General features: G+C 43.5%; 17 protein-coding genes. 16 read left to right on the plus strand and 1 reads right to left on the minus strand.

The features are described from left to right. Window positions 1-192: 192 nt before the first annotated feature. The 14 genes from D890_RS0100485 to selB all read left to right on the plus strand — a co-directional run bounded on the left by D890_RS0100485 (window position 193) and on the right by selB (window position 15642). Window positions 193-969, plus strand: a complete 777-nt coding sequence (locus D890_RS0100485; RefSeq protein ID WP_018962566.1) for a DeoR/GlpR family DNA-binding transcription regulator — start codon at window positions 193-195, stop codon at window positions 967-969. Next, window positions 966-1883 (plus strand): 1-phosphofructokinase, encoded by a 918-nt coding sequence (gene pfkB / locus D890_RS0100490; RefSeq protein WP_018962567.1) that lies wholly within the window; start codon window positions 966-968, stop codon window positions 1881-1883. The genes D890_RS0100485 and pfkB overlap by 4 nt, the downstream gene beginning before the upstream one ends. A 3-nt stretch (window positions 1884-1886) precedes the next feature. Continuing rightward, window positions 1887-2342 (plus strand): PTS sugar transporter subunit IIA, encoded by a 456-nt coding sequence (locus D890_RS0100495; protein WP_018962568.1) that lies wholly within the window; start codon window positions 1887-1889, stop codon window positions 2340-2342. A 30-nt stretch (window positions 2343-2372) separates the two neighbouring features. After that, complete coding sequence (locus D890_RS0100500) at window positions 2373-3770, plus strand: PTS fructose transporter subunit IIC (protein WP_018962569.1); 1398 nt, start codon at window positions 2373-2375, stop codon at window positions 3768-3770. Between the two features lie 203 nt (window positions 3771-3973). Continuing rightward, a complete protein-coding gene (gene trxB, locus D890_RS0100505) occupies window positions 3974-4903 on the plus strand; it encodes a thioredoxin-disulfide reductase (RefSeq protein ID WP_018962570.1) in 930 nt (309 codons plus the stop codon). 18 nt (window positions 4904-4921) lie between these two features. After that, the gene (trxA, locus tag D890_RS0100510) at window positions 4922-5239 is read left to right on the plus strand and encodes a thioredoxin TrxA (protein ID WP_018962571.1); all 318 of its coding nucleotides are present in this window, start codon (window positions 4922-4924) and stop codon (window positions 5237-5239) included. 20 nt (window positions 5240-5259) lie between these two features. Continuing rightward, complete coding sequence (locus tag D890_RS0100515; RefSeq protein ID WP_018962572.1) at window positions 5260-6549, plus strand: glycine/sarcosine/betaine reductase component B subunit; 1290 nt, start codon at window positions 5260-5262, stop codon at window positions 6547-6549. A 27-nt stretch (window positions 6550-6576) separates the two neighbouring features. Then, window positions 6577-7047 (plus strand): glycine/sarcosine/betaine reductase complex selenoprotein A, encoded by a 471-nt coding sequence (gene grdA, locus D890_RS0100525; RefSeq protein WP_083916917.1) that lies wholly within the window; start codon window positions 6577-6579, stop codon window positions 7045-7047. 48 nt (window positions 7048-7095) lie between these two features. After that, the gene (grdB, locus tag D890_RS0100530) at window positions 7096-8403 is read left to right on the plus strand and encodes a glycine reductase complex selenoprotein B (protein WP_083916918.1); all 1308 of its coding nucleotides are present in this window, start codon (window positions 7096-7098) and stop codon (window positions 8401-8403) included. Between the two features lie 131 nt (window positions 8404-8534). Next, on the plus strand, window positions 8535-10076 hold the full coding sequence (gene grdC, locus D890_RS0100540) for a glycine/sarcosine/betaine reductase complex component C subunit beta (RefSeq protein WP_026291264.1): 1542 nt from the start codon (window positions 8535-8537) through the stop codon (window positions 10074-10076). Window positions 10077-10084: 8 nt separating this feature from the next. Then, entirely contained in the window at window positions 10085-11230 is a 1146-nt protein-coding gene (grdD, locus tag D890_RS0100545) for a glycine/sarcosine/betaine reductase complex component C subunit alpha (RefSeq protein WP_018962578.1), read from the plus strand. Between the two features lie 47 nt (window positions 11231-11277). Further along, on the plus strand, window positions 11278-12315 hold the full coding sequence (gene selD / locus D890_RS0100550; protein ID WP_156802629.1) for a selenide, water dikinase SelD: 1038 nt from the start codon (window positions 11278-11280) through the stop codon (window positions 12313-12315). Window positions 12316-12391: 76 nt separating this feature from the next. Beyond that, window positions 12392-13780, plus strand: a complete 1389-nt coding sequence (gene selA / locus D890_RS0100555; RefSeq protein WP_026291265.1) for an L-seryl-tRNA(Sec) selenium transferase — start codon at window positions 12392-12394, stop codon at window positions 13778-13780. Next, window positions 13777-15642 carry a selenocysteine-specific translation elongation factor gene (selB, locus tag D890_RS0100560; RefSeq protein ID WP_018962581.1) on the plus strand — a complete coding sequence of 622 codons (1866 nt, stop codon included), beginning with the start codon at window positions 13777-13779 and terminating at the stop codon, window positions 15640-15642. The genes selA and selB overlap by 4 nt, the downstream gene beginning before the upstream one ends. Here selB and D890_RS08130 read toward each other — a convergent pair. Beyond that, the gene (locus D890_RS08130; protein WP_018962582.1) at window positions 15634-15897 is read right to left on the minus strand and encodes a putative Se/S carrier protein; all 264 of its coding nucleotides are present in this window, start codon (window positions 15895-15897) and stop codon (window positions 15634-15636) included. The two genes, selB and D890_RS08130, sit on opposite strands and share 9 nt — an antisense overlap. A 96-nt stretch (window positions 15898-15993) precedes the next feature. Here D890_RS08130 and D890_RS0100570 point away from each other — a divergent pair, with 96 nt between their 5' ends. Both D890_RS0100570 and D890_RS0100575 read left to right on the plus strand, forming a co-directional pair. Further along, complete coding sequence (locus D890_RS0100570) at window positions 15994-16824, plus strand: HAD family hydrolase (protein WP_245533110.1); 831 nt, start codon at window positions 15994-15996, stop codon at window positions 16822-16824. Between the two features lie 56 nt (window positions 16825-16880). Continuing rightward, window positions 16881-17486 carry an ECF transporter S component gene (locus D890_RS0100575; RefSeq protein ID WP_018962584.1) on the plus strand — a complete coding sequence of 202 codons (606 nt, stop codon included), beginning with the start codon at window positions 16881-16883 and terminating at the stop codon, window positions 17484-17486. Window positions 17487-17504: the final 18 nt, after the last annotated feature.

Consider the following 17504-nt stretch of genomic DNA (forward strand, 5'->3'; position numbering starts at 1 on the left):
AACATCGCCTCCCCAAAAAGATGCAAGTGTATATAACTTGAATTATATATGTGATGAATAAAATCCGTTTAACTGCATAACGGAAGCTCAAAACATCATTAAGAAAATCTCTTGACAACGCTTATGGTGAGCGTATATAATCATAAACAAGCATATATGATCACAAATAAGCAATAACGAGCAGGTGATAGGATGCTGGTGGGCGAACGGAGAAGGAAGATCTTGGAAGTTTTGAATTCTGGCAAAGCGGTAACTGTGGAAGAGCTAAGCCAAGCATTAGACGTATCGCCTTCTACTGTGAGGAGAGACCTAAGCTTTTTGCAGTCCAAGGGATTGCTATTAAGAACGCATGGTGGAGCCATGCCCCCATCTTTAACAAATTACGAACCATCTTTGACTGAAAAGGAAAACAGCATGGTGGAAGAGAAAAAGGCTATAGGCAAGTACGCAGCTTCACTTATCGAAGAAGGGGATACTGTTATCATAGACGCAGGTTCTACCACCATTGAAATCGTTAGAAACATAAGGGTAAACAAGGCAGTTATAGTAACTAACTTCTTGAGAGTCTCCTTGGAAATGCCTTATAAATCAGATATAGAGATCATTTTTACAGGGGGAAACTTTAGATTTAGCACACAGGCTATGGTTGGACCTATGGCAGAACGCTTTTTAGAACGTATCAGAGTTGATAAAGCATTTATCGGAACCAACGGTATAACACTGCAAGGTTTCTCTACTCCAAATACTGTAGAGGCCGCCACCAAGAGAGCTATGGTGCAAGCAGGAGAAAAAGTTTTTGTAGTTGCCGATAGCAGTAAGTTCAACAACGAATCGTTTATCCGTTTTGCCGACATAGATGAAGTGGACTGTGTGGTAACTGATTGGCATTTGACTCGTGACCAAGCTGAGGAGTTCAGCGACGCTGGGCTGGAGATTATAAGAGTAAAAGAGGACGGCGAACGGTTATGACAGAGGTTGCTACAGTCACTATGAACCCTGCTATCGACCATACTGTGTTTTTGGAAACGTTCGCTCCTAACATGCTGAATCGCGCTACTAACGTTGAATACAACATAGGGGGCAAAGGCATAAATGTCTCAAAAGTGCTTTCTTATTTAAAAGTTCCCAGTATTGCTTTAGGGTTTCTTGGACGCAATGCACTGTTTTTCGAAGACGAACTTAAAGCCATGGGCATTGAAACGGATTTTGTAGAAGTCACCGGACGAACGCGAACGAATATAAAAGTTGTCGATATGAGCAGCGCTAAAGTCACCGAGATAAATGAGCCAGGTCCTTCCATAAGTGAAGAGAAGCTGGAAATGCTACTCGAGAAATTGAGGGAATGCAGTAAGGCTTGTAAGTACGTGGTACTTTCTGGAAGTTTGCCCCCCGGTATAGAAAGTTCAATTTATAAAACGCTCATAAAAGAAGTCCAATCATTAGGGGCATTAGCTATTTTAGACGCTGAAGGTGATGCTTTAAGAAATGGAATAGAAGCAGTTCCTTTCATGATAAAGCCTAATATACATGAGCTCGAGGGGTTTTTAGGCAGAACCATAAACAACCACAAAGATCTGATGAATGTTTGCAGAAACCTTCTCGGTACAGGCGTGTCCTTGGTCGTTGTTTCCATGGGTAACCAAGGAAGCCTATGTGCCAGTAAAGAGGGCATATACCGTGTTCATCCGCTCACAATTGACGTGAAAAACACTGTAGGAGCAGGTGATGCCATGGTGTCAGGCTATGTATATGGACTGCTAAACGGTTTGGAGGGAGAAGCGTTAGCAAGTTTTGGTGCTGCGGTTTCGTGTGCACAAATTGTGGGGGATTTCTCCATGCTTGACAGTCTGCGTGCGCAGATAAGAATAGAAAGGTGGGAATGACGTATGGGTATTTCAGAAGTATTAAGACCAGAGCTTATGACCTTCGACATGAAAGCTGAGAAGAAGGCAGATGCCATAAGAGAGTTGGCTCAGCTCATATATGACCATGGATATGTCAGTGACCTACAGGGTTTGGTAGATGCTGCCATGGCGAGAGAAGCTGATTATTCCACAGGTATCGGTATGGGCGTGGGAATTCCACATGCTAAGAGCCCATTAGTTAAAGAAGCTGTCGTGGCATTTGGAAGGTCAAAAAAGGGTATCGAATTTGATTCCTTCGATGGAGAACCCGTTTATATTGTTTTTCTTATTGCTGTTCCAGAAAACGCTGACAAAGAACATCTAAACATATTAAGTACGCTTTCAAGGGCATTGATGCATGAGGAGGTGAGAGGCGCTCTGTTGAAAGCCAGCACACCTGAAGAGGTCATACAAGCGTTTCAAAGTAAAGCAGATTAACGAGAAAGAGTGTTCGGGGAGGTGTAAGGTATGAAATTTGTTGCGGTGACGTCCTGCCCTACGGGTATAGCTCATACCTACATGGCAGCAGAAAGCTTGGAAAAGGCAGCAAAAGAACTCGGTGTAGAAATAAAAGTAGAAACCGAAGGTTCTGTGGGCCCAGAAAACGCTTTGACTCCTGAAGACATAAGGGACGCTGATGCAGTAATTATTGCAGCAGCAACACAGGTAGCAAAAGATAGATTCCGAGGCAAACCCGTATTAGAAGTGCCCATACAAGATGCCATAAAAGATGGAAAGGCTGTCTTGCAACGTGCCATGAAATTGGAAAGGCCAAAAGCTGATTATGTGACAGAGGTCGAAAAAACCAAAGAAGAACGTTCTGAAAGCAGATCGGGCATTTATAAACACCTCATGACAGGCGTATCCTACATGATTCCATTTGTGGTGGCAGGAGGCATATTAATTGCTATCTCTTTCGCGTTTGGTATACACGCTTCGGAGGTAGAAGGAAGTCTCGCTTGGGCGTTGAACAAAATCGGTGGAGGCACAGCTTTTGCATTGATGGTTCCTATTCTTGCAGGTTATATCGCTTATTCTATAGCAGATAGGCCAGGGCTTGCTCCAGGAATGGTTGGCGGTATGCTTTCTGTTTCTTTAGGTGCAGGTTTTATTGGAGGTATTGTGGCTGGCTTTATTGCTGGCTATTTTACGCAGTGGCTAAAAACAGTCATTAAACTTCCCAAATCGTTGCAAGGGCTTATGCCAGTATTAGTTCTACCTTTAATTTCCACAGCCGTTGTTGGATTGCTCATGATTTATGTTATAGGAAAGCCTGTGGCTGCAATAATGACAGCTCTAACCAACTGGCTTACGGGCATGACAGAAGCAAACGCCATTATATTAGGTATCATCCTGGGACTTATGATGGCTTTGGACATGGGAGGTCCGGTAAACAAAGCGGCTTATACGTTTGCCGTAGGCCTTCTCGGCTCTCAAGTTTATATGCCTATGGCTGCTGTTATGGCAGCAGGCATGACACCTCCGTTAGCTTTGGCATTGGCTACTGTAATAGCTAAGAACAAATTTACCAGCGAGGAGTTGGAAGCAGGAAAAGTAGCATGGGTTTTAGGCGCGAGCTTTATAACGGAAGGAGCAATTCCATTTGCCGCAGCAGATCCTTTTAGAGTGATCCCTTCCATAATGGCTGGGTCTGCCGTGACAGGTGCACTTTCTATGGCATTTGGTTGTAAACTCATGGCGCCTCATGGAGGCATATTTGTATTCTTTATTCCTGGAGTGATAACAAATCTGCCTATGTACATACTTTCTATCGTAGCAGGCACCATCGTTTCAGCTCTTTTATTGGTGGCTTTAAAGCCGAACCTCAAGAAGACAGAAAATGTAGCCGCATCGGTTAGCGAGTAATAAATCACATTCACTCCGATTTGCCGGTTTTGTAAAAAAGCCGATACCCTTTCCAAAAAGGTGTCGGCTTTTTTTTGCGTTTATGCAAACTTGAGCTTTCTTGTATTATCACTATGCATACACTTATTTAAGAACAATGATAAAATTAATTTAACGTGAATCGAGACAAAATGAACAATAAAAAGCTTCGGTGAGGTGACAAAATGCCCGATTTGTATGACTGCCTAATCATTGGCGCAGGGCCGGCGGGATTGTCTGCTGGCATATACGCCGGAAGAGCAAGATTGAACACATTGGTTTTTGAAAAGAAGCAAATAGGTGGGCAAGCATCATTAACCTGGGGTTTGGAAAACTACCCGGGTTCTGTGGAAGATCCTACTGGCCCAAAGATCACTGCCAGAATGCGCGAACAGGCTGAGGCTTTCGGTGCGATTATGAAGCACGAAGAGGTTAAGTCTGTTGATTTATCAGGAAAGATAAAAAAAGTTATTACCAACAAAGGTACCTATGAAGGCAAAACGGTGATTTTAGCACCTGGCGCGTCGCACATACGTCTTGGTATACCTGGTGAAGAAGAGTTTACCGGGAAAGGCGTTTCATATTGCGCTACATGTGACGCTGATTTCTTTACAGATTTGGACGTTATCGTCATAGGTGGAGGAGATTCTGGGCTTCAAGAAGGCCTGTATTTGACCAAGTACTGCAATAGTGTAACCATTGTAGAGATGCTGCCTGAGCTCAGAGCTTCAAAAATCTTGCAAGAGAGAGCGGCTAATAACCCGAAAGTAAAGATCATTACCCACACAGCCGTTGAGAAAATCGAAGGGCAAGATCTGGTGGAAAAGGTCATTTTAAAGAACATGGAAACAGGCGAACGAACGGAGATGCCCGTTCAAGGTGTGTTTGTGTTCGCTGGTATGAAACCCGATACAGACCTTTTCAAGGGATTAGTGGACATGGACCAGAAAGGGTATATTAAAGTCGATGAGTACATGAGGACTAATGTTCCTGGTGTGTTCGCTGCAGGCGATTGTAGGATCAAGTGGCTTAGACAGGTTGTAACGGCAGCAGCTGATGGAGCACAGGCAGCGGTAGCTGCTGAACAATATATTAGCGAGAATTTTGCCGAATAAAGAGGGAGGTGATTTTGTATGATCGAATTGAACGCTCAAAACTTCGAACAAGAAGTAAAAAACGAAACATCGATGCCCGTGCTGGTAGACTTCTGGAGCGAAAAATGTGAGAAATGCATGGCTCTTATGCCAGAAGTAGAAGAACTGGAGAAAAAGTACGAGGGCAAAGTAAAATTTGGAAAAATCGATGCACAGAAAGACAGAAGGTTCTGCTGGAGTTTAAAAGTGATGAGTTTGCCCACGTTCCAGCTTTATAAAAATGGCGAGAAAGTGGAAGAAATAACACAGGATGTAACGATCGATAAGATTGAAGAAATGATCAACAAAAACTTATAAAAAAGGAGGGGGTGACATTAGTGAAACTGGAGTTAGGAAACATCTTTATTAAAGACGTAGTATTTTCCGATGAGACAAAGGTTGTAAACGGCGTCCTTCACGTGAACAAAGAAGCTATCCAAAAAGCGCTCATGGATAGCGACCCTCGTTTAGCTAAAGTAGATATAGATTTAGCCAAACCGGGCGACGAAGTGCGCATTATTCCGGTAAAAGATGTCATTGAGCCCCGTGTAAAGGTAAGCGGAGAAGGCGGCGTTTTCCCTGGTTTCATTAGTAAGGTAAACACCGTTGGAACAGGTCGCACACATGTCTTAAAAGGTGCAGCAGTAGTAACGACGGGTGCCATCGTCGGATTCCAAGAAGGCATCATCGATATGTCTGGTGAGGGTGCTCAATACACACCGTTTTCCAAAACATTGAACATTGTCCTAACATGTGAACCTGTGGAAGGTTTACCACGACATGAACATGAAGAAGTTGTACGATTAGCGGGTCTTCGTGCTGCGGCCATGATCGGCGAGGCAGGCAGGAATGTAGAACCTGACGAGATAAAAACATATGAAACACTGCCGCTCTTTGAAAGTGTAAAGAAGTATCCTGATTTGCCGAGAGTAGCGTACGTATATCAGCTTCAGAGCCAGGGTTTACTGCATGATACCTATGTTTATGGCGTTGATGCAAAAAAGATTCTGCCTACTTTCATGTATCCTACGGAAACCATGGACGGAGCTATAGTTAGCGGAAACTGTGTTTCTGCTTGCGATAAGAACCCAACATACGTTCATGAAAACAACCCCATCATTGAAGATTTGTATGAGCGCCATGGGAAAGATTACAACTTTGTCGGTGTCATAATCACCAATGAAAACGTAACATTGGCTGATAAAGAGCGTTCATCTAACTACACTGCAAAGTTGGTAGAGTATCTGGGGTTAGATGCGGTAATTATCAATGAAGAGGGTTTTGGTAACCCTGATACGGACCTTATCATGAACTGCAAGAAGATTTCTGAAAAAGGTGTAAAAACCGTCTTGGTTACAGATGAGTATGCTGGCAGAGATGGTCAGTCTCAGTCACTGGCTGATGTGGACAAAACGGCTGATGCTGTGGTTTCAGTGGGCAATGCAAATGTCATTGTTCATCTGCCGCCCATGAAGAAAGTTATAGGACATCCCGAGGCAGCCAATGTAATTGCAGGCGGTTTTGATGGCGCTTTATCTTCCGATGGAAGCATTACCGTTGAGTTGCAGGCAATTACTGCTTCTACTTTGGAAGTTGGATTCGGCAACCTGGCAGCAAAGGGATATTAACAGCGGTAAGAAGGAGGTATCTTGAAAATGCTAAAAGACAAAAAAGTTATTATCGTAGGCGAGCGGGACGGCGTTCCTGGACCAGCCATTGAAGAGTGTGTAAAGAGTGCGGGAGCCGAGATTGTATTCTCGACCACGCAGTGCTCTGTTTGAACAGCCGCAGGCGCAATGGACCTTGAGGTTCAAGGTCGTATAAAAGAATTAGCGGAACAGTACGGAGCGGAAAATGTTGTTGTCATATTAGGTAACAGTGATCCAGATGGTGCATCCATATTTGCCGAAACAGTAACCAATGGTGACCCCAGCTTTGCTGGACCTTTGGCAGGTGTGGCGTTAGGACTCCCCGTTTATCACATCGTAGAACCAGAAATAAAACAAGCAGTAGACCCCAACGTTTATGAAGAACAAGTTGGTATCGTAGAAATGGTCTTGGATGTTGATGCCATTATCAACGCGGTTAAGTCCATTAGGGAGCAGTACAGTCAGTACCCACTGTAGTGAATACAGAATGGGCCAATGCTGTGCTGCCTATGAGGAGGTGATGGAATGTTAAGAGTGGTGCACTATATAAACCAGTTTTTCGGGCAAATAGGCGGCGAAGAAAAGGCTGATACACCACCTTTGGTTAAGGAAGGGCCTGTAGGTCCGGGCCTTGCACTCCAACAAGCGTTTGGTGACAAGGCAAAAGTTGTAGCGACAGTCATATGCGGTGATAGCTACTTTAATGAGCATGTGGATGAAGCGTTAGATCAAATACTTGGCATGATAGAAAAATATCAGCCAGATATCTTTGTCGCTGGTCCTGCTTTCTTTGCCGGCCGTTATGGAATTGCCTGCGCTACCGTTTGCAAAGCGGTACAAGACAAATTAGGCATTCCTGTGGTTACTGGTATGTACCCCGAGAATCCAGGTGTTGATCTGTGCAAGAAAGATGTCTACATTATCCAGACAGGTGATTCTGCAGCGCAGATGAGAGATGCTGCAGGCAAAATGGCAAAACTTGCTCTTAAGCTTGCCAATAAGGAAGAAATCGGCTCTCCTGAAGAAGAAAATTACATTCCCAGGGGAATAAGGGTAAATTATTTTGCTAACGAACGTGGTTCAAAGCGCGCAGTAGATATGTTGGTAAAGAAACTCAAAGGTGAGCCCTTTACCACTGAACTGCCTATGCCAGAATTCGATCGCGTTCCACCTGCGCCAGCCGTAAAAGATATAAGCAAAGCACTTGTCGCTTTGGTTACGTCCGGTGGCATAGTACCCAAGGGCAATCCGGATCATATAGAATCTTCCAGTGCTAGTAAATTTGGGAAGTACGATCTGGAAGGTATCATGGAGCTGAGCGCTGAAACGCATCAGACTGCACACGGTGGATATGACCCTGTGTATGCAAATGAAGATCCTAACAGGGTCTTGCCTGTGGACGTAATGAGAGAGTTAGAAAAAGAAGGAAAAATCGGTAAACTTCATCGCTATTATTACGCTACCGTGGGCAACGGCACACCTGTGGCAAAAGCAAAGCAATACGGTCAAGCCATTGCTAAAGAATTGAAAGATGCAGGCGTGCAAGCGGTCATATTGACGTCAACCTGAGGGACATGTACTCGTTGCGGTGCAACGATGGTAAAAGAGTTAGAGAGAGCAGGTTTACCCACTGTTCACATATGCACTATAGTGCCTATATCCAAGACAGTTGGTGCTAACAGAATTGTTCCTGCCGTGGCTATTCCGCATCCACTGGGAAATCCGGCACTACCAAAGGAAGAAGAAAAAGCCTTGCGAAGAAAGATTATCACAAAGGCTCTGGAAGCACTACAGACCGATATCCAGTCGCAAACAGTGTTTGAATGGCAGTAAACCTTAAGTCTTATAAAAGGGTTTAGCAATAACATTTGAAGGGGCAGCTTTTAAAGAGAGAGCTGCCCCTTATACGGTTAGAAAATGTTGATCTTTTGAAATCAGAAAATAAGGAAGGGAGTAAATGGAGGATGAAACCAGTACTCAAAGGAACGAGCTTTGTTCTGGTACATGTACCGCACATTATGACGGAGGCAGGTACAACGTTTTCTGTTGAACGCGAGGAAAATAATGACTCTGAATTCCTACAGAACGCCCCAAATCACATAAGAACTTTTGAAGAATGCCTCAGGTATGCACCTAATCAAGCATTCATTGGGAACATAGACCCGGAGTCATTAGATAGTCTTCCCAAGCCCTGGTATGAGCATTTAATTGAAGGAGAGCGTTTTGGAAAATTTGGCGAAATAATGCCTGAAGACGAGTTTTATGCTCTCATGCAGATAGCTGATGTTTTCGATCTTGTCCTACTTGAGGATGGCTTTGTGGAAACGATAAAGGGGAAATTGTCCAATCATCCTCTTATAAATGCTAATGACGTAGCAAAACTAAAGGGAAAACCTCATATGGAAATAGAAAAGCAGGTAAATGAAAATGGTGCCATACCGTTAAAGGTGGATGGAATACTGGTAGGATGTGTAAGAAAAGCACACGATAAAGATGAGACGTTGGCTGCCCATGTAATGTTAGAAAACTTGGCTACAAAAGCATCTGCTATCTTGGCTTTGAAACATCTCCTGCATAACGCACAGATAGACCCAGGCCAAATTGAGTACATCATTGAATGTTCTGAAGAAGCATGCGGTGATATGAATCAACGAGGTGGGGGCAACTTTGCAAAAGCTATAGGCGAAATTGTTGGTACATTGAATGCTACAGGCTCCGATGTGAGGGGATTCTGTGCGGGTCCCGCACATGCCATCTTACATGCATCCTCATTAGTAGCTTCTGGCGTTTTTAAAAACGTCGTTGTCATTGCTGGTGGGGCAACAGCAAAACTGGGCATGAATGGTAAGGAGCACGTGAAAAAAGGTTTGCCTCTTTTGGAGGACACTTTAGGTGGTTTCGGCGTACTTATCAGTGCTGATGACGGTGTCAGCCCTGTCATACGTTTGGACAGCGTGGGTGCGCACACAGTGGGTACAGGTGCATCTCCACAGCAAGTTATGAGCGCTCTTACTGTTAATCCACTGGAAAAACTTGGACTGACGTTGAGTGATGTGGACAAATATGCGCCAGAGCTTCAAAATCCTGAAGTGACAGAACCTGCAGGCGCTGGTGACGTACCTAAGTCCAATTATAAAATGATTGCTGCCTTGGCAGTGAAGCGTGGTGAAATAAAGAAGGATGACATGGACACGTTCATAAGTGAACACGGCATGCCTGGTTTTGCTCCTACGCAGGGGCACATTCCTTCTGGTGTTCCTATAATGGGATCCGCACGTGAAAAGATAATGGCTGGAGCCTTGAACAGGGTCATGGTCATAGGGAAAGGAAGCTTGTTCTTGAGTCGTATGACCAATCAATTTGATGGGGTTTCATTCTTAATAGAAAGCAATAACGGTACTGTGGAACAGCAAACAGGCAAGGCCGCAGATGAACAAAAATTGCGCACGCTTTTGGCGGATGCTCTCAGGGATGTGGCCCAGCATCTGCGTAGCAGTGAGGAGTAGGATGGGCCATGGATAGAAATTTGATGGCTGATATTTTGGAAGAAGTAGCCACCTTTTTGGAGAAAGGTGAATACACAAAGAAAATAAGGGTGGGTATTACCACACTTGGCAGCGAGCACGGCACCGAAGAAATCATTAAAGGTGCAGAGATGGCTCAAGAACGTTACAGCGATATAGAAGTAGTACTCATCGGAGATAAAGGAAATAGTTCTTTGGAATGCTCACCGGCGGAAACGTTAGAGGGCTGCCATTGCATTATGGAAGAACTGCTTGACAAAGGTGAAATTGATGCCTGTGTCACCATGCATTATAATTTCCCTCTGGGCGTTTCCACGGTAGGACGCGTTATTGCTCCTGCTAATGGAAAAGAAGTGCTACTGGCAACAACAACGGGAACAGCAGCTGCAGATAGAGTTGAAGCCATGGTCAAGAATGCCATTTATGGAAACATAGTAGCAAAAGCCTTGGGAATAAAGAATCCCACCGTGGGTATTTTGAATGTGGACGGTGCCCGTCAAGTAGAAAGAATACTTAAACAACTTAAAGAACGTGGATACGACATAAACTTCTCTCAGTCTGTTAGGTCCGATGGCGGAGTGGTAATGCGTGGGAACGATCTGTTGGCAGCTTCTTCAGATATCATGGTTACAGACACATTGACAGGCAATTTACTAGTGAAAATATTGTCTGCGTTTACCACAGGCGGCGATTATGAATCCATTGGCTATGGCTATGGGCCCGGCATCGGGGAAAACTATAACAGGATTATCATGATTTTATCGCGTGCTTCTGGTGCTCCCGTGGCTGCCAATGCTATAAAGTTTGCAGCGGATTTGGTAAAAGGTAATCTAAAAGATATTGCAAAACGTGAATTTGAAACGCTTAATCGCCTGGGATGGCAGGATTTATTGCTGAAGAAAGAGAAAAATGCTGCTACAGAAGTGAATAATAACGAAGTTAGGATGCCTCAATCAAAACCAGTAGCTGAAGAAATTTCAGGCATCGATGTGCTGGAGTTAGAGGATATGGTAAAACTTTTGTGGTCACATAACATTTACGCGGAGAGTGGCATGGGTTGTACCGGGCCAGTCATACGGGTGAGTGAAGAAGACTACGATGAAGCTGTAAAAATTCTTGAAGAAGCGATGAAGTAACATTAAAATACGGAAACAAATTGTTTTTTGAAAGGAGGTGCAGACCTGTGAACGGTATAAGACTTACGCAGATGACAAAAGCTTCTGGCTGAGGAGCAAAAATTGGCCCTCAGGCCCTGGCGCAGGTTCTGCACCAGTTTCAAGGACTTAAGCAGCATGATAGCGATTTGTTAGTGGGTTTGGAAACGAACGATGACGCATCTGTTTACAAACCCAAAGATGGCATGGCAGTCATCCACACGATAGATTTCATTACCCCTGTCGTGGATGATCCATACGATTTTGGACAAATTGCTGCTGCCAATGCTCTCAGTGATATATACGCTATGGGCGGCAAACCTGCTTTTGCTTTAAACGTCGTTTGTTGGCCTACATGCAATTTGGATTTATTAGAGGGCACATTGAGAGGCGGCTGGGATAAGGTACAAGAAGCGGATGCCGTTATAGCTGGTGGTCATTCTATCGATGATGATGAACCGAAGTATGGTTTGACAGTTATAGGCTATGTTAAGCCGGAGGATATTCTTAGGAATAACATGGCGAAGGTAGGAGATGTTTTGATTCTTACGAAACCATTGGGCAGTGGTGTAATTAATACGGCCATAAAAGGTGATTTGTGTCCTCAAGAGGTCGCTTCCGAAGCGGTTCGCGTTATGAAAATGCTAAACAAGAACGCTTCAGAGGCTATGGTTGCGGTTGGCGCCCATGCGTGTACAGACATAACCGGTTTTGGTTTGCTCGGACATGCTTATGAAATGGCATCTGGTAGCAATGTGACAATGGTCATTGATAGGGGAAAAGTGCCTATAATAGATGGAGCTTTGGATTTAGCTCGTATGGGCCTTATCCCAGCAGGTACTTACAGGAACAAAGATTATTTGAAAGGCAACATTGATTTAGAGGGTTCTGAAGATGAAATAATGGATATCCTTTTTGACCCTCAAACATCAGGCGGTTTGCTTATATCTGTTCCCGAGGAGAAAGCAGGGGTTTTGCTTTCACGGATTAACCAGAAGCAGGATATCAGAGCAAGCATCATCGGAAATGTGGTAGAAAAGGAAGACACATTTATAAAAGTAAAATAGCCAGATTGTCAGCCTTTTTCCCAGAGAGCTCGTATTTTGGGTGAAAACCTCGCAAAAAACAATTACAATTACATTTATGGGAAAAGAAAATCTTTTTAGGTCGCTTCCGTCAGTGGATCAGGTTTTGAATGAACCGTCACTTCAACCCTTATTCAGTGATTTCAACCGCGCTTTTATTACAGATTGCGTTAGAGATGTTTTGGAACAGTGGAGAAAGTCTATCAATGAAGGTAAGACCACTGATGTGGATAAAGCAAGAATTATTGAAGATGTTTTGAAATCAATAGAAACAAAGAATAGTTACAACTTAAAACGTGTCGTGAATGCTACAGGTATTGTGGTTCATACAAATTTGGGCCGTTCTCTGCTTCCGAAGGCTTTGGAAGAGCATATGATCGACATCGCTTTTCACTACAATACGTTGGAGTATGACCCAGAAAAGGGTGAACGCGGTTCTCGTTACAGCCACGTTGAACAACTGCTTAAAGATTTTCTCCATGTGGAAGCAGCCATGGTTGTAAACAACAATGCTGCTTCAGTTTTGCTTGCTCTTAGCACCCTTGCTCATGACAAAGAAGTGGTTGTGTCTCGTGGTGAGCTCATAGAAATAGGCGGCTCATTTCGCATACCTGATGTCATGGCTCAAAGCGGAGCCGTTCTTAGAGAGGTTGGCACTACCAACAGAACACGCGAAAGTGATTACGTAGATGCCATAAATGAAAATACTGCTTTACTCTTTAAGGCTCATACCAGCAATTACCGTATTATCGGTTTTACCGAGGAAGTTAGTTATGAAAAACTTGTAAATATAGGGCAACGTTATAACGTTCCTGTTATGGTTGACCTGGGCAGTGGTGTTTTGGTGGATTTGAGTGCGTATGGCTTAGCACACGAGCCTACGGTCCAGGAAGTTGTGAACTCCGGTGTGGACATTGTCACCTTTAGTGGAGATAAGCTGTTAGGCGGTCCACAGGCAGGAATCATCGTCGGAAAGAAAGCATACATAGATGCTATGAAGCATAATCCTCTCACACGAGCGTTGAGGGTAGATAAACTGTGCCTTTCTATGCTTGAAGGGGTGCTGAAGATTTATCAACAACGTTGGCCCATGGAATCCATTCCCACACTTAAGATGATGATTACTCCCCTTAGTCTTCTAAAGGAGCGCGCAGAGAGGCTAAAGTCTATGCTGGAAAGTGTGGAGAAATTGGAATGCATTGTAATAGAAGTTTCTTCAGAAGCAGGCGGCGGCTCATTGCCGGAGCAGGGTATACCTTCTTTTGGTTTAGCTATTAAGATGGAGGGTATGAGTGCAGCGGAAATTTCTCAAGCACTTCGTTTAAATAAGATTCCTATCATAGCACGCATTGTAGATGAAAATGTGGTCATGGATATGCGCACCATTTCGGATGAAGAGTTGGGCATCATTGTATCTGCTTTGCAGGATATGAGCAGCCATTTATGAAAAACGTCATCATAGGTACTGCTGGACACATTGATCACGGAAAGACCACTCTTATAAAAGCACTGACAGGGAAAGATACCGATAGGCTAAAAGAAGAAAAACAGCGAGGTATGACTACTGACCTCGGTTTTGCTTATTTAGATCTTCCGTCTGGTATTAGGGCTGGTATAATCGATGTTCCAGGTCATGAGAAATTCGTTAAAAACATGTTAGCTGGTGCGCATGGAATCGACATTGTGATGATGGTCATAGCAGCCGACGAAGGCATTATGCCTCAAACATTGGAGCATTTGCAAATCATATCACTCCTGGATGTAAAAAAAGGTATCGTGGTACTGACAAAAGCTGATTTAGTGGACAGCGAATGGCTCGCCATGATGCAGGAAGAAGTTAAAGAGGAGCTAAAAGGAACAATTTTAGAGAACGCTCCCGTAATACCTGTTTCATCCACTACAAAGGTGGGTCTAAAGGAATTAATAGAGCAGTTAGACGCCATGGCGCAGTCCATTGAAGAAAGAAGTCATGACGGTATATTTAGAATGCCCATAGACCGCGTATTTACCATATCAGGGCATGGAACGGTGGTAACGGGAACGATGATTTCTGGGACAGTCAGAGTCGGAGATGAAGTAGTTATTTACCCGAAGATGATTGAATCACGGGTCCGCTCTATACAAGTTTATCAACAATCGGTACAAGAAGCCTATGCAGGTCAGCGCACCGCTGTGAATTTGGCCAACGTAAAGGTGGAGCAACTTCAGCGAGGAAATGTTATAGCTCCTAAGGGCGCTTTAATACCTTCAAGGGTGGTTGACGTAAGGCTAAACCTATTAGGTGGCGTAAAACCGCTTAAAAACAGAACGCGTATACGGTTTTATGTGGGTGCCTCTGAGACCATGGGAAGACTCCTTCTGCTGGATCGTAATGAACTATTGGAGGGCGAAAGTTGCTATGCGCAAATTCAATTAGAGGATTTCGTGTGTGTGCTTCATGGAGACAGGTTTGTTATAAGGACCTATTCTCCCATGGAAACGGTGGGTGGAGGTACCATAATCGTGCCCAATGCACGAAAACACAAACGATTCAAAGAACAAGTAATAACCGAATTAAAGAATATTGAAGAGCGGGGTAAATTCTTTGAAATAGAGAAAGCTATATATGATAGTGGTGTACCTTGGCCTGTCACGGAAGTTATGGAAATGTTTGGTTTATCCGAATCTGATCTTTCCCATTTTGATAACCTTTCTTCGGTTCAATATGGTTCCGTAACGTATGTTTATCACAAACAGCGTTTTGAAGAACAGAAGGCGCAGGCAAAACAGTTGCTCAGCCGTTTCCACGAGCAATTCCCGCTAAGAGATGGAATGCCAAAAGAGGAGCTGAAAGGCAAATTAACAAAAAATGCCAAGGCAAAATCTTTTGATGTGCTGCTTTCTCTCATGGAACAGAATGGTGTGCTTCAGGTGACAGAACAAACGGTTTCACTTAAAGGTTTTTCTCCTACTTTATCACAAAGAGACGAAACAACAAGACAACAGCTATTAGCTAAATTGGCAAGTTCATCTTACAAACCTTTAAAAGAAGAGGAACTTATAAGCACTCCGGAGCAGGCTTCCATTCTGCACTTTCTAATAAAAAAGGGCGATGTGATTAAACTGCCCAGTGGTGAGTACATTTCAAAATACAAAACTGACGAGGCCAAATCACTTTTAGTCGATTATCTAAAGAAAAATGGCCAAATTACTTTGGCAGATTTTAGAGATCTACTGGGCGTAAGTAGGCGTGATGCACTGGCCCTCTTGGAGTATTTTGATGCAATAAAAGTTACAAAGAGGTCCGGAGATATTAGGACATTAGCTTGACATTATAAGGTTAGGCTGAGAATCTTGATTGTCGTAATGATAAATGGCAGAGAAGACTACCCCATGTAACTTAATGATCTCCAGCAAATCGTCCTGTGACACATTCCAGACTTTGGCAGCTTCTCCGCAACTTGCGCTGATTTGGCGCGGAACTGGGACAAGTTGAAATAATAATGTGCTTCGCTTCATTTCATCTTCGAAGGCCATAGCTTGATGCACGGAAGGAAATGTTATGATGAAATACCCTCTTTCCACGTTTGCTCAACACCTCCCTCTTTCTTATTTTAAGCGATTGATCAAAAAGTGTGTCATTGAGTTTACCTATGGTGCTAATGATACAATGGAACTGAGGTGAGACCTTTGATAAAGCTTGTTCTTATCGATATCGACGGGACCTTAGTCCGCGATGATAAAACATTGCCTGAGGAAAACGTAGATGCCATAAAAGAGGCATTGGCAAGTGGTGTAGTAGTGACGTTGGTTACAGGCAGAAATTACGGTTCCACAAAAACGATCATCGACACACTGCATTTGGATGTACCTGTTGTACTCCAGAATGGAGCGTTCATATTTAGGCCTTATTCTGGTGAGATATTGAGAAAAGTCGGTTTATCTGGAAGAATTGCTAAGAAGATTATTGATCTTAGCCGCTCTCAAGATGTGTTTTATATCCTTTATAAGGACTTTTTTGATGACAAAGACATGGTTGTGGATAACGATTATGTAGGTCCCTTTGAAAGCTACCTTAAGCACAATGAAGCACGCTTGCAAAAAGTGGACAATGTTATGGATTTCATCGATTCTGAGGTGGCTGAAGTAGCGCTATTGGGCGACGAAGATAAGATTTTGCATGTTATAGATGCAATGGATTGTGAAAAAGAATGCAGTGTAATAAAGTCGTTGACGAGGCAAAATGAAGCATTTTACGAGTTTTTTGGCCCTAAGGTGGGAAAAGGGGAAGCATTAAACTATCTATGCCAGCATTTCAACGTTAAGCCTGAAGAAATCATGTTTTTGGGTGATGCTTACAACGATATGGATCTTATGTCTTTGGTAGGTATGCCTGTAGCTATGGGGAATGCAGTAGAGGAATTAAAACGTATGGCAAAAGCTGTCACGAAAGGTAATAATGATGCTGGTGTAGCCTGGGCCATAAGGCAGTATGTGCTTAGAAAGGTATAGATAAACACAATTGATCACATTATAATGTGACTAAGAGAACATTTGGAGGTGGAGAGATGGGAAAGAAGAGTATGTGGTCATTAAGTTTTTCAACGCCTGTTTTAGTACTCATACCTGCGGCGGTGGGGATCAATTATGTAGGTAAACTGTTTGCCCAGCTATTAAAGCTGCCTTTATGGCTGGATTCTATTGGAACGATTATCGCAAGTATGCTTTCTGGTCCCATTGTGGGTGCTGTTTCTGGTGCTATAAACAATATCATTTATGGGCTCACTATGGATCCTATTTCTTTCGTTTATGCGCTAACCAGTATTGCCATTGGCTTAGTGGTGGGCATTATGGCTTATCGTGGACGTATTACTACACTATGGAGAGCCATTGTGGTTGGTCTGGTTGTAGCTATTGTTTCAGCATTGGTTTCCACTCCTCTGAACGTTATGTTTTGGGGCGGACAGACAGGTAACGTGTGGGGCGACGCACTTTATGCCTATTGCATTGCTCATAACATCCCTGTTTGGCTTTCTTCTTTCTTTGATGAAATTGTTGTAGATATTCCAGATAAAGTAGCCACGGTTGTTATAGCGTTCGTAATCTTTGTTAGCTTGCCAAAACGCCTAATACAGATGTACGAGGGAGAAGAAACATTGGAAAGACTTGATTAGGTGCTAAAAGAAAGAATA

Source organism: Coprothermobacter platensis DSM 11748, assembly GCF_000378005.1.
GTDB lineage: Bacteria > Coprothermobacterota > Coprothermobacteria > Coprothermobacterales > Coprothermobacteraceae > Coprothermobacter > Coprothermobacter platensis.

Bases quoted from the DNA above. Each gene is read 5' to 3' on its own strand.
- D890_RS0100485 (WP_018962566.1), top strand. From the start codon at position 193: ATGCTGGTGGGCGAACGGAGAAGGAAGATCTTGGAAGTTTTGAATTCT.
- pfkB (WP_018962567.1), top strand. From the start codon at position 966: ATGACAGAGGTTGCTACAGTCACTATGAACCCTGCTATCGACCATACT.
- trxB (WP_018962570.1), top strand. From the start codon at position 3,974: ATGCCCGATTTGTATGACTGCCTAATCATTGGCGCAGGGCCGGCGGGA.
- D890_RS0100500 (WP_018962569.1), top strand. From the start codon at position 2,373: ATGAAATTTGTTGCGGTGACGTCCTGCCCTACGGGTATAGCTCATACC.
- selA (WP_026291265.1), top strand. From the start codon at position 12,392: ATGGGAAAAGAAAATCTTTTTAGGTCGCTTCCGTCAGTGGATCAGGTT.
- selB (WP_018962581.1), top strand. From the start codon at position 13,777: ATGAAAAACGTCATCATAGGTACTGCTGGACACATTGATCACGGAAAG.
- trxA (WP_018962571.1), top strand. From the start codon at position 4,922: ATGATCGAATTGAACGCTCAAAACTTCGAACAAGAAGTAAAAAACGAA.
- D890_RS0100495 (WP_018962568.1), top strand. From the start codon at position 1,887: ATGGGTATTTCAGAAGTATTAAGACCAGAGCTTATGACCTTCGACATG.
- grdD (WP_018962578.1), top strand. From the start codon at position 10,085: ATGGATAGAAATTTGATGGCTGATATTTTGGAAGAAGTAGCCACCTTT.
- D890_RS0100575 (WP_018962584.1), top strand. From the start codon at position 16,881: ATGGGAAAGAAGAGTATGTGGTCATTAAGTTTTTCAACGCCTGTTTTA.
- grdC (WP_026291264.1), top strand. From the start codon at position 8,535: ATGAAACCAGTACTCAAAGGAACGAGCTTTGTTCTGGTACATGTACCG.